The 13,313-nt window shown below is 54.2% G+C and carries 9 protein-coding genes; 5 read left to right on the forward strand and 4 right to left on the reverse strand.

Annotated elements, in window-relative coordinates; genetic code table 11:
- Positions 1–3: 3 nt before the first annotated feature.
- Positions 4–1,026, reverse strand: coding sequence for a 2-dehydropantoate 2-reductase (locus ACOSDR_RS10605; protein ID WP_420731199.1), 1,023 nt, complete (start codon positions 1,024–1,026; stop codon positions 4–6).
- Positions 1,026–2,540: an acyl--CoA ligase gene (locus ACOSDR_RS10610; protein ID WP_420731200.1), complete on the reverse strand. Its 1,515-nt coding sequence runs from the start codon at positions 2,538–2,540 to the stop codon at positions 1,026–1,028. Before ACOSDR_RS10610 ends, ACOSDR_RS10605 begins: the two co-directional genes overlap by 1 nt.
- A gap of 446 nt (positions 2,541–2,986) precedes the next feature.
- On the opposite strand from ACOSDR_RS10610, the gene ACOSDR_RS10615 reads away from it, so the two are divergent.
- From ACOSDR_RS10615 to ACOSDR_RS10635, 5 genes are all read left to right on the forward strand, one after another.
- Positions 2,987–3,964, forward strand: a complete 978-nt coding sequence (locus ACOSDR_RS10615) for a Bug family tripartite tricarboxylate transporter substrate binding protein (protein WP_420731202.1) — start codon at positions 2,987–2,989, stop codon at positions 3,962–3,964.
- Between the two features lie 43 nt (positions 3,965–4,007).
- Positions 4,008–4,538 carry a tripartite tricarboxylate transporter TctB family protein gene (locus ACOSDR_RS10620; RefSeq protein WP_420731203.1) on the forward strand — a complete coding sequence of 177 codons (531 nt, stop codon included), beginning with the start codon at positions 4,008–4,010 and terminating at the stop codon, positions 4,536–4,538.
- Between the two features lie 51 nt (positions 4,539–4,589).
- Positions 4,590–6,113: a tripartite tricarboxylate transporter permease gene (locus tag ACOSDR_RS10625; protein ID WP_420731204.1), complete on the forward strand. Its 1,524-nt coding sequence runs from the start codon at positions 4,590–4,592 to the stop codon at positions 6,111–6,113.
- A gap of 252 nt (positions 6,114–6,365) precedes the next feature.
- On the forward strand, positions 6,366–7,481 hold the full coding sequence (locus ACOSDR_RS10630) for an efflux RND transporter periplasmic adaptor subunit (RefSeq protein ID WP_420731205.1): 1,116 nt from the start codon (positions 6,366–6,368) through the stop codon (positions 7,479–7,481).
- Positions 7,478–10,612 (forward strand): efflux RND transporter permease subunit, encoded by a 3,135-nt coding sequence (locus ACOSDR_RS10635; protein ID WP_420722616.1) that lies wholly within the window; start codon positions 7,478–7,480, stop codon positions 10,610–10,612. Before ACOSDR_RS10630 ends, ACOSDR_RS10635 begins: the two co-directional genes overlap by 4 nt.
- A gap of 31 nt (positions 10,613–10,643) precedes the next feature.
- On the opposite strand, the gene ACOSDR_RS10640 is transcribed toward ACOSDR_RS10635, so the two are convergent.
- Positions 10,644–12,044 (reverse strand): hypothetical protein, encoded by a 1,401-nt coding sequence (locus tag ACOSDR_RS10640; protein WP_420722615.1) that lies wholly within the window; start codon positions 12,042–12,044, stop codon positions 10,644–10,646.
- A 1-nt stretch (position 12,045) separates the two neighbouring features.
- Entirely contained in the window at positions 12,046–13,137 is a 1,092-nt protein-coding gene (locus ACOSDR_RS10645; RefSeq protein WP_420731206.1) for a hypothetical protein, read from the reverse strand.
- Positions 13,138–13,313 lie beyond the last annotated feature (176 nt).

The raw sequence follows: 13,313 nt of genomic DNA on the forward strand, positions 1-13,313 counted from the left end.
CGGTCATCGCTTGAAGATTAAGGATTCCAGGGCTTCGTTATGCTGGTATAGGCCCAGCACGGAGCCCTGCATCCGCACCAGGGCGGCAACGGCATCCAGGGTTGGGGTCGGGATGTCCAGCTTGCGCGCCAGTTCCAGAACCGTTGACGTCAGGGCGTCCAACTCCATGGGGCGCCCTTTCTCTACATCCTGCCGGGTGGAAGGCTTGTGCCCGATGATTTCCGTCCCGCCTTCAATCCGGCGCTCGACATCAACGGCAAAGCGCGCGCCGACAGCTTCCCCCACCGCCTTGCATTCCAGCATCATGCGACGCACGACGTCGGTACAGGCTGCATTTGCCCCGATCTGATCCAGGCTGGCCCCGGTCAGGGCGGAAACCGGATTAAACGAACAATTGCCCCATAGCTTTATCCAAAGCTCATCGCGCAAGCGCCCTTTGCGGGGGGCCTTCAATCCGCCCTTGATAAACAGGTTGGACAAGCGTTCCAGCCTTTCCGACTGGCTGCCATCGGGCTCGCCCAAGGAAAACCGATTGCCATATTTATGCTCTATCACGCCGGGTTCCGGCACATCCGCAGCCGGATACACGACACAGCCAATGGCGCGTTGCGGCCCGAATGCTTTCCATTGGGCAGCCCCCGGATCGACTGTCTCAAGCGGATTGTCATCCAAAACGGTCCCGGTATCCGCCTTATAGAAATACCACCAGGGAAGCCCGTTCACGGCAGGCACAATTGCCGTTTCCGGCCCCAGCAAGGGCGTGAACTGATCCACGATCGCCGGGACGGAATGGGCCTTTAACGTCACGATGACATAATCCTGCTGACCCAAATCAGCGGGATTATCGCTGGCTTTGATTTTATAGGTCGTCTCCTGACCATCCTTGCGCAGGATCATTCCCTTGTCCTGGATCGCCGCCAGATGTGGGCCGCGCGCGACCAGGGACACATCCGCCCCGGCCTCGCTTAAAGCCGCGGCCATCAATCCACCGATCGCGCCGGCACCATAGATACAAACCTTGGTCATTATGCCTCTCCCAGGCCCAGTTTTTTTGCCAGGCCGATGCGCTGCATCTTACCGGTCGCGCCCTTAGGAATTTCGTCCAGGAAAACAAACTTCTTCGGGATTTTGAAGGGGGCCAGAAGATCAGCGGCATATTCTTTCAAATCCTTTTCCGTCACTGTGGCCCCTTCCACCAGAACGACGGCAGCGGCGACTTCCTCGCCCAGCATTTTGTGGGGCATGGCGAAGGTCACGATCTGTTGGATTCCAGGATGTTCCATAAAGACGTCATCGACTTCCAGGGGCGATACTTTCTCTCCCCCGCGATTGATGATCTCCTTTATCCGCCCGGTGATCTTCAGATAACCCTCATCATCCAGATAGCCTTGATCCCCGGTGCGGAACCAGCCATCGGTGAAGCTTTCCGCATTCGCCTTTTCATTATTCTCATAGCCGGGCGTGACATTGGCACCGCGAATACAAACTTCGCCCACCGTGCCGGCAGGCTGTTTCTTTCCACCCATGTCCAGTATGCAGATTTCCGGCCCGGCTGGCAGACCAACGAAACCCGGCTTCTGCTTGCCCGGTGGCAGCGGGTTAGAGGCCATCTGATGCGTCGCCTCTGTCATGCCATAGGCTTCGATAACCGGGCAGCCAAAGGTTTCCACCAATTCATTGAAAACGGCCGGTGGCAGGGACGCAGAAGACGACCGCACAAAGCGGAACTTCACCTGGGACAAGGCCTCTGGATTGCGCTTCGCCCGCAGCAAAATGGTCTGATGCATGGTTGGAACGCCTGAATACCAGGTCGGCTTTTCAGCAACCGCAAGGTCGAAAAACTTCAGGGCGTTAAAGCCTGGCGTACAGCAGACAGACGCCCCAGCCTTGATGGAAGACAGGACCACCGCGATCAGGCCATGGATATGAAACAAGGGCATAATATTCAGGCAATGATCCGCCGGTGTCAGGGCCAAAGTGCTGGCGATATTGCTGGCGGAAGCGAAAAGGTTGGCCTGGGTCAAAGGCACGACTTTCGGGCGCGACGTCGTGCCCGATGTGTGCAGTACCAGGGCTTCATCCCCCGGACCTGGCGCGGTGTCATCGGCCTCTTCCGCCCACAGGGTGAAGGCACCGGCAGGATCCTCTGGCCCCACCAAAGCCTCAGCGACAGGAATATTCAGCGATCCAGCCGCAGCCCGGACTGGATTGTCACTATCCTGGGCAACGATCACCAGTTTTGGCTTCAAATCTTCCAGATAAAAGGCATATTCAGACTCTTTATATGCGGGATTAAGGGGCGCCGCAGACAGGCCAGAGGCAACCGCAAAGAAGGCACTGGCCATTTCCGGTCCATTGGGCAATACGATGGCAACCCGATCCCCTGGCCCGATATCGCGCGCCGCCAATTGCCGACGGATGCGCGCGCAATGCTGTCGCAAGGCCCTAAAGGTCATATCAGTGCGCCCCGGTGCTGCCAGCGCCGCCGCATCGTCCGCCCCCTGCCCCAATAAATCAAATACCCGCCCTGTCACATCCATCTGTTCTTCCTCCCTTGATCGATTGTTTCGATCTGTCTCGTTTGATCCTGTTGTTATGGTCCCGTGGCAGAGATCAGGCAACAGTCCTGCGACCGGATGTCAGTATAGAAAAAGGCATCGCTCCCTCAAGCCAACCGCATACTGAAAGAAACCGGGCAGAGGATTGAAAATCAAGTGAAAAAACTCAACCATGAATAACCATACGAAATTAATGGAAATAATAAAACGATATTTAATAATTTTATTTCGTAGACTCATGTTAATTTGTATGTAAATTACGTTTCATGTTTATACCCCTATCGACTCCAATGTCTGGTGATTAATCCCATTCATTCCAGGAATTCATCACAACGATAGCGGCATGGCATCAGGGTAGACCAAAAATTGGCACCCGATCCAACACCGGATACGCCGGTTCGGATTGTTTGATTGAAACGGAGGAAACCATGAACAAGCACATGCGTTCATTTCTGAACACGGCCGGGGCTTTAGCACTTTCATTTTCCGTCGTCACGGGACCAGCCCTTGCCTTTGAGCCGGACAAACCTGTGGAATTTGTAATTATGGCCGGACAGGGCGGTGGGGCCGACAAGATGGCCCGCTTGATCCAATCCATTATTGAAAAGGAAAATCTGGCATCGCGCCCGCTGATACCGGTAAACAAGCCCGGCGGATCCGGTGCGGAAGCCTTAACCTATATGAACAGCGTATCGGACCCGGACCATACGGTCATGGTGACACTGAATTCCTTTTTCACGACCCCATTGCGGCAACCGGGCCTGGGCGTCGATATCATGAAATTCGCGCCGGTTGGTCGCATGGCGGAAGACACATTCCTGCTATGGGTTCACAAGGATGAAGGTATCAAAACCTTCGAAGAGTTTGTTACCGCTGCCAAAGACCGCGGTCGTGGATGGGTGATGGGCGGCACCGGCAAGGCCGCAGAAGATGAAATCATCACAGACTATCTGAACAACAATTACGATCTTCAGATCAAATATGTCCCCTATAAGGGTGGCGGAGAGGTTGCCAAGCAACTGGCCGGTCGTCAGATCACGTCTTCGGTAAACAACCCGTCCGAGGCATTGGGCTTCTATCAATCAGGGGATTTGATTCCGCTGGTTGCGTTCACAGCGGAACGATTGCCCCTGTTCCCGGAGGTCCCAACGCTGAAAGAAGTAGGCGGAGATTTTGTCTATACGATGCAACGCGCAGTCGTTGGGCCGCCGGGAATGTCCAAAGAAGCCCTGGCCTATTACACGGAGCTGTTCAAGAAGGCCTATGATACGGCTGACTGGCAGACCTATAAGACCAAGCAATCGCTGATGGGCAGTTTCATGGCCGGTGATGACCTGAGTAAATATTGGTCAGAACAGCTGGTGCGGCATGAAGCGATCCTGAAGGCTTCCGGCGCCATAAAATAATCCAACACACATCACCGTTAAACTGAGAGAGGAGCGCCAGGTTATGAGGCGAGCTGAAATCGTGACGGCCTTTTTCCTGGGGCTGCTCTCTCTGTATTTTATGTGGAAAAGTGGGGAAGGACCGGGTTGGGACCCGGATGTCGCCCGGTTTGACAATATCGGCCTGATCCTGGACGAGGGACCGGGCAGTGGCTTCTGGCCCTTCTGGCTGTCCCTGATCATGTTGCTATGTTCGATCTGGATCGGGATTAACTGGTATCTGCGCAAATCCCCCCCGTCTCAATCCGAAGAACCCTTCCTGGACCATCACGCGAAGCGCACATTTCTGCTGGTTGGAGGTGGCTTGCTGGGATTCCTGATCCTGATTGGCATTATCGGATTCTACGGGGCAATCTTTGTTTTCATGATCTATTTCATCGGGGGATTGGGGCGGCATCGCCTGATTCCAACGCTGATCATTTCCACCGCGATTCCGGTCTTCAGCTTCTTCTTCTTTGATATCGCGATGCGTATCGTGCTGCCAAAGGGATACCTGGAACCCTTGTTCCTGCCGCTATACGACCTGTTCCTGTAATACCGTTGATCCCGGCGACCGATTTGATTCACCCGGATTGGAGACTGCATCATGGATATCCTGTTAGCCCTGATTGACGGAATTGGCGCGGCAATGCAGCCCACAAATCTTGGCCTGGCCATTGCGGGCGTCATGGTCGGATTGTTTGTCGGCGCCATGCCCGGGCTTGGGTCAGTCAATGGCGTTGCAATTCTATTGCCATTCACCTTTGTTATTCAGGAATTTACCGGTTCAGCGACCTCCCCCATGATCTTTCTGGCGGCAATCTATTACGGGGCCATGTATGGTGGTGCCATATCCTCTATCACGTTGGGTATTCCAGGCGCATCGACCGCCGTGGCGACAACCTTTGACGGTCGACCAATGGCGCTGGCGGGGCGGGCCGACCGGGCATTGGTAATTGCCGCCCTAGCATCCTTCGTCGGGGGAACGATCTCCAATATTCTGTTCACCGCATTCGCCCCACCGCTTGCCAGCGTTGCCCTGAAATTCGGTGATCCGGAAATTTTCGCACTCATGCTCCTGGCATTCGCGACATTCATAGGATTGGGGGGCGACGACATTCCCAAAACGATCTTTTCGATCTGCTTCGGCCTGGTTCTGGCCTCGGTTGGCTTTGACATCGTGTCGGGGGAACCGCGTCTGGTCTTTTTCGACATTTCCGGTTTCAGTCACGGCATCCGCTTTCTGGTGCTGGCCATCGGTGTCTATGGCATTGGAGAGATGATGTGGACGATGATGGCGTCCCAATCCCATTCGGCAATGAGCTATGTTAAAATCACGCGTCGGGGGCTTATTGCCGCCTGTAGAGAGTTTGCCAGTGCCTGGCGCGGTACGGCGATTGGCTCCTTTCTGGGTTTCTTCGTCGGGTTGCTGCCTGCGGCGGGTGCGACCCCTGGCTCCCTGATGGCCTATGGCGTTGCCAAACTGACCGCGCGAGATCCAAAATCCTTTGGCAAAGGGAATCCCGATGGAATATCAGCGCCTGAATCCGCGAATAACGCGGCCTCGACCGGTGCCATGCTGCCGATGATGACGCTTGGCATTCCAGGCTCTCCCACCACGGCCGTGTTGCTGGCAGGAATGGTAATCTGGGGATTGCAGCCAGGGCCGTTACTGTTCTCCAGCCAGCCGGACTTTGTTTGGCCCCTGATCGGATCTTTCTATATTTCGAATGTGATCGCGGTGCTGGTTAATCTAGCCTTCATTCCCGTCTTCGTGTGGATGTTGAGAATGCCCTTCACAATCCTGGCCCCGGTAATATTTGTGCTGTCGCTGATCGGGACCTTCGCGGCCTATCAGGATATGTTTGATGTCTGGCTGATGGTCCTCTTTGGGTTCGGGGCCTTGTTACTGCGCAAGCTGGACTATCCTTTGGCACCGGCGGTTCTAGCCATCGTTCTGGGTCCAATTGCAGAACCGAAGCTGCGACAATCCCTGTTATTCTCTGATGGGGATTTCAGCATCTTTTTCACACGCCCGATTGCAGGGCCAATTACCATTGTGGCCCTGATCCTGATCCTTCTGCCCATTGTGAAATTCGCGTTGGCGCATATCCGTCCCGCCAATCGGTAATACATCACCTAGAAATCCGGCATTCCCCGATCTGCCTGGACGGGCACATTTCCCCGAAATTGAGGCGGATTGCCCGTGATACGGACGGAAACGCAATTTATTCATAGCATTGCGACGGGTTCAGGGATATGAAACGTCATTTGTAACATTGGCTTATGTTCAAACTGGCAGGCTCACGAATTTGATCTAAGTAGAACATGCGAGACAGCGCCAATGTGACCCACATTGTTTTTGGATGGGATTTAATCAGACATGTCGCCTGCAAAGCAGATTATGATTTTGATCGCCATCGGCGCCATCGCATTAGGCGGTTATGAAGGCTGGCAACACTACGATCAGAAATTGGCGCAATCCGATGCCGCGCCAAACCGGTCCGCTGCCAGAGTAATCCCCGTCGAAACCGCCCCCGTTATCATGCGCCCGATGGAAACCACCATCGAAGCAGTAGGGTCGACACGGGCGAAACGCACCGTTGAGATCAAACCCTTTGCCGATGGTCGTGTCGTCGAAGTCGCCTTTAAAGCAGGACAATCTGTCGAGGCAGGCGAGACCCTTTTGCGGTTGGATGACGAAATCGAACGGGCCGATCTGATTGAAGCGCAAGCCAGACTGAAAGACGCACTCAGCGCCCTGAAACGCGCCGAGACATTGCGTAAGTCCAATACTGTGGCCGAAGCGACCGTGGACACGCTGGTCGCCAATGTCGCCATAGCCCAGGCAGAGCGGGATCGCGCTACTCGACGCTTGCAGGACCGAACGGTCAAGGCCCCCTTTGCAGGCGTTGTCGGTTATTCGAATGTAGAGCTTGGCGCCCAGGTGGAAACCGGCGACACGATCACAATACTGGACGATTTGTCCGTTGTTGAAGTGGAATTCTTTCTGTCGGAAGACATGTTCGGGCGCATCACGCCCGGGCAAAAGGTAGAAGCCAATGCGGCCGCCTTTCCAGGTCGGAAATTCAATGCGGAAATTCTCTCGTTGGACAGCCGTATCGCGCCGATCTCGCGATCATTTCAGGTCCGAGCGTTTATCCCGAATCCAGATCGTACCCTACCTGCGGGAATGTTTATGCATCTATCCATCGTCCTGGATGCGGATGAGACTCTGACAGTCCCAGAAGAAGCCGTCGTTGTGGATGGCAATCAATCCTATGTTTTTGCCATTACCCAGCGTGATGATGGATTGCGGGCCTCACGGCGCAATGTCAGCATCGGGCGACGCTCGATTGGATATGTCGAGATATTGGGCGGATTGGCCCAGGGGGAGGATGTCGTTATACGTGGCGTGCAGAAAGTTCGGGAAAACTCTCTGGTGGCCCCAAAGTCTGCAAGACAGGAAACGGTAACCAGTGAGGCTACCGGCACATGACCCTTTCCGACCTTTCGATCCGCAGACCTGTCCTTGCCATCGTTGCCAGCCTGTTGATCATCACGGCGGGCATTGCCTCGCTGATGTCCATTCCAGTGCGAGAACTGCCCGATGTCGATTCCGCCGTCGTGACGGTGACGACGACCTATACCGGGGCGACTCCACAGATTATCGATACGGATATAACGGAAATACTGGAAAGTTCTATTGCCGGTGTCTCTGGTGTGAAGACGATAACATCCCAAAGCCGCCGCGGGCGCAGTCAAACGGTTATTGAGTTCGAAACAGGCCGGGATATCGATCAAGCGGCAAATGACGTCCGGGACGCCGTCGGGCGGGTTCGGGGAAACCTGCCAGATGGTGCGGACGAGCCTCAGATCGTTAAGAATGACAGCGATGCCGATCCCGTAATGCGGCTGGCCGTATCGTCCACCAATCACACGCCCGAGGAAATTACCGATTATGTCGACCGTTTCGTTGTGGATCGACTGACAACTCTGGACGGTGTTGCCAGTGTCGATATCCAGGGGGGACGCCGCTATGCGATCCGCATCTGGATCGATCGGCGCGCATTGGCGGCCCGCAACCTGACGGTTGGGGACATTGAAGCGGCAATCAACCGCAACAATGTCGAACTGCCTGCGGGCGAGATTAAATCCAGTCAACGCCTGATCGATATCCGGTTGGATGGACGATTTTCAACAGTTGATGGATTCAAGAACATCGTTCTGGACACCGTTGACGGTTATCCGGTTCGCCTGAGTTCCGTTGCGACAGTAGAGCTTGGCGTGGAGGATGATGAAACCATCATCCGGGCCAACGGCCAGCCTGCTGTCGGCTTGTCCGTCATCCGCCAAAGCCAGGCCAATACGATGGAGATTTCCACCGCCATCCGGGCCGAAGTCGCGAACCTGGCCGACTCTTTGCCGCAGGGGATGACAATTATCGTGGGGTCCGATGACGCCCTGTTCATCGCCGCCTCCATACGCGAAGTGATGATCGCGCTTGGCCTGTCATTGGTTCTTGTTATTCTGGTGATCCTGCTGTTCCTGCGTTCTGTTCGCTCAACCCTGGTTCCAGCCGTTACCATCCCCATCGCGCTGATTGGCTGTTTTGCGCTGATCTCTGTCATGGGATTTTCAATCAATGTGCTGACACTGCTTGCACTGTTGCTGGCGATTGGTCTGGTTGTCGACGATGCCATTGTGGTGCTGGAGAATATCCAGCGCCGTATTGATGAAGGGGAAACCCCACTGGTTGCGGCGGTGCGGGGCACCAAGCAAGTAACCTTTGCGGTATTGGCAACCTCTATCACATTGGTTGCTGTTTTTATTCCAATTTCCTTCCTGGGCGGACAGGTCGGACGGCTGTTTAGCGAATTTGGCATGGTGATGGCCGCCGCTGTGTTGATTTCCACCTTTGTCGCCCTGAGCCTTGTGCCGATGATTTCATCGCGCGTTTTGCGCGCCGCGCGCAAGTCGGCCCGTTCGTCTGAAACGGCTCAGGATGGTGATACGGCCATGGCCCAATCGACCATAGGGCGCAGTTATCGATTTCTGTTACAGCGGGCCGTTGGGGCCCCCCTGATTGTCATCGCGCTGTCCCTGGTCTTCGTTGCCGGATCCTTGGCATTGTATGAACAATTGCCGCGCGAACTGGCTCCTCAGGAAGATCGAGGTGTTGCCTTCGTGCCAATCACCGCGCCGCAAGGGGCAACCGTAAACTATACCGATGAGCAGGCGAAAATCATCGAAAAGGCACTTCAGCCGCAAGTCGATAACGGCAATATTACAACCGTGTATTCCCTGGTGGGCTGGGGCAATCGACCTTACCGGGCCTTCGTCGTGCTGCGCCTTGCCCCTTGGGAAGAGCGCGAAGACAGTCAGGCAAAAATCGTCAGTTCTGTTCAGCCTGCAGCATTGGGCCTGCCGGGCGCCCGTGCTGCCGTGGCAAGTCCGGCGGGCTTGGGTCTGCGGGGTAATTCATCCCCGCTACGGGTCGTTGTTGGCGGCCCCGATTTCGAGCAGGTGAAACAATGGGCGGCCGCCTTACTGGAACATGCCGAAGCCAATGATAGCCTGATCAATCCGGAAATTGATTTCGAAGAAAACCAACCGGAATTCAACCTGTCGCTCAATCGCGCTCAGGCGGATGATCTGGGCATCAGCGCCGAAACGGTCGCGTCCACATTACAGATCATGTTCGCGTCAGAAGAACTGACCACCTATATTGATCGCGGTCGGGAATATCCGGTGATCGCCCAGGCCCGCCTTGAGGACCGCCGGACTCCCAATGATCTGACCAATATCTTCATTCGCAGTCCCAATTCCGGTCAGGGTAGTCAATCCCTGGTTCCGTTGAGTTCTCTGGTCGGCATAGAATCCGGTGCTGCATCTGCTGAGTTGCGTCGGTTTGACCGATTGCCTTCTATCACTATTCAGGCCGCGCTGGCCCCGGGTTATACACTGGGAGACGCGCTGACTTATATGGAAGATGGTGCCGCCAGAATACTTCCCGACTCCGCCAAGCTTGGCTATGCAGGACAGTCCGCCACCTATAAGGATACATCCGGGGATATTCTGGTTACATTCGCCATTGCGCTGTTAATTGTCTTTCTGGTCCTGGCGGCTCAATTTGAAAGCTTCATTCACCCATTGGTCATCATGCTGTCGGTGCCCCTGGCCGTAGCCGGCGCAATTTATTCGCTGACACTTGCCGGCCTGTCATTGAATGTCTACAGCCAGATTGGGATCATTCTTCTGATTGGGCTGATGGCCAAGAACGGCATCCTGATTGTCGAATTTGCCAACCAATTGCGCGATGAGGGTAAATCTGTGCGGGACGCAGTGATTGAAGCCTCAGTCCTGCGCTTCCGCCCCATCGTGATGACAGTCATTTCAACCATTCTGGGCGCTGTTCCTCTGGTCATCGCCAGTGGCGCCGGGGCGGAAAGTCGTATCGCGATTGGCTGGGTCATTGTAGGAGGGCTCAGTTCCGCCCTGGTTCTAACGCTGTTTCTGACGCCTGTTCTGTATGACCTGATGGCGGGCCTGTCGAAACCACGCTCCGCAGTGGAGAAGGCGCTGAACGAAGCCCTGGCAACGCCCAAAGGACATCAGGCGGCAGAATAGGCCAAATCAAAGTCGGCTTGTTTGGTAACTATCAGCGCGCCAACCCCACAAACAACCGGTGTTTTGCATCCTTTGCGCGTTTGGATCCCGACACGATCTCTATCAGGCGGCAAAAATACAGGACGCTTTCTTCAGCCAGTTCCGGATTCGCCGCATGATGCTGATCCAGCCATAATTTCAGGCGGTTTTCAGACGCAATCAGCATCTTATCCAGTGCCTGGCGCTCCCGTTCAAAGGATGATTTTGCGCCAATCCGGTCGGCGATGCCATTCACCCGTTTGAAGGACAGAGCGATCCGTTCGGCATTTTCGATCATGTCCAGGACGTCGTCTGTTAGATCGGTGCCCGACTCCACCAAATTCAAAAGTGTTTCGATGGTCGGGGTAACCGTTTTCTTTGCAGACCGTATGACCGTTTCATCAACCAAAGCAGAAATGGACCGGATGTGCCGCAAGGCCGTCGCCCTGGTCGCATCGATATTCCCTTTTGATGCGCTGCCTTTCAATCGGTCCATTTCGTCCAGATAGGTTTCCAACTCGTTAAACAGGGCGTCGGGCGCGATACGGCCCCGCTTGATTGCTGTTGCCAGATCGTCAGCAGTTGAGTCCAATTCCTGCAGCAGGGATTTTTCGATCCGGTCCCGAACTTGCCGGATCCCGGAACACCAGACGGTTTTTGTGACATCCATAGACCGAAAGATGGTCATGATGTCCGTCTTTGTCTTCAATCGACGATGGATGGTCCAAACGACCATTTCCGCAGCCTCTGGCTTGTCGTTATTTGCCTGGCTCAATACAGAAACAAACGCTTCGACCATATCCTTCTTCAATCGGACAATAGGTCGATTTGGATACAGCAATCGCACATCACGGATGGAAGCCGCGACGTGCAGACATGCAGCGGCCTCCAGAATATCCTCGTAACGATCGGTGCCCCCCAATTCAATCAGCAGGGCCTTTTGTGCCTCACCAGATTTCTTGGCCGCAAATTCGGCGCGCCATGCCTCATCGGCGAGAGCCCAAAGCTCGGCCTTTCGTATCTCCAGATCATTCCAGCGCTCGGCCTTGAAATCCTCGATCATCTCCTTTTCAGCCGCATCCAGTTTTGCGCCTAACAGGGCTTGGCTCTTTTTAATGAAGGGCGCGATACTTTTGCGTTCTATCAATGCCTCACGCTTCACATCCGGCACATAACTGATGAACAGGTCCTCGCAGGGCTCGCATAAGACACGGTCGCGGGTGGGAATATGTTTGGGGCGGATTTCGACCAGGGCTGGACGAATCATCTCCAGAATTTTCGCTGCGGGTATATCCTGAAAATTGATAGACCGACCATATTCAATGGCGCGTGTCAGCGCATGCAGTTCGCCATCGCCCAATGTGACAAGATACTGCTGCAGCCGCTTTAACTTGTCTTCGGAAATCGATGTCATATCACTGATCAACCATTTTGAATTGTGTAAGCCTGCCCAGCATTTCCTGGTCCAACTGTTCAGTGCGCCAGTCTGTGTTGGCTTTCACCCATCCTTTCTGGGTGTCGCGAATACCATTCAATTTATCAATTTGATCGCCAATCAGAACACTTTTGGGAAGGATTGGAAGATTCTCGTAGATCATCTCCAACACTTTCCGACGCTCTCCCCTGAAACTCTCACTGGACTCATTCCAGGCTTCAATCAGTCGCGGCCATCCGTCAATGATCCAAGAGATCGTCTGGACGTGCTCTTCCATCAGTTTCATGGTTAGGTCGGCATGGGTCAGCGCAGTCCCGATATCATGCTCGAAAGACCAGCATTTTTCCATTTCACGATTGGCAATATCTGACGTCAGCTTGGCGCTGTCATTAATGCCGCGCCCCATAAACTGAACTTCCGGCGGTTCCTTCGACAAATACTCTTTTATATCCGCAGTCATCGTCTGCATATGAATATAGGTCTGGCGCAAATAGCCGGGATGGTCCGCATTCCGAACGCCAATTGTCCCCGTCAGACGCGCCCATCTCTCAAGCTTCTGCATAATTTCATCGGGCGTTGTGTTGGACTTTTCAGCATAGGATTTGAATTGCTCCTTTGCCAACTTCTGGCCTTCCGGCGTAATTAGAACTTTCAAGTCCAGATCCAGGGAATCATCGGCCAGCAATTTCAAAGCCCGAACGATCAACAGGCATTGATTGAACAAGCGCACATCTTCTGCATTCTTGATTTCACGCTTGGCCGCACGCGTTCGCGGCACGCCCCCATATCCACGCGCATCCATGTCCAAGACAACCTGACGCAAATCAAACGGTGTGATCGATGTCAGTTCACCCAAACTATCCAAAAGCGCCTGATCGTACATATTCAAGTCAACAAGACTGCTCAGTGCCTTGAAGGGGACAACATAAGTTCCCTCGCCTCCACTGAGGCCAGGTAAAAGAAACTCGCGATTTTTGGCGGTGCTGCCTCGAAGCCGGGCGTTACGCACCACCTCACTGGTGAAAGGCACGTTTACGCCGCGCTCATCAAAGGTACTTGGCAAATAGTGCATAAACGCTGCCTCACCCGACTTTGTGCCGTTAAGCTTATATTTATCAAAATATAGTATTATTCACTGGTCATCGAAAGAAAATACTAGAACCCTGCATATAGGGTTGTTTTAGAGGCGTTCACAATCTGGAAACGTAAAATTAGGCCCGTGAATATAGGAGATACTTCCCCTAAAGT

It is taken from the genome of Hwanghaeella sp. 1Z406 (assembly GCF_048892425.1).
Lineage (GTDB): Bacteria > Pseudomonadota > Alphaproteobacteria > UBA8366 > Aestuariispiraceae > Pacificispira.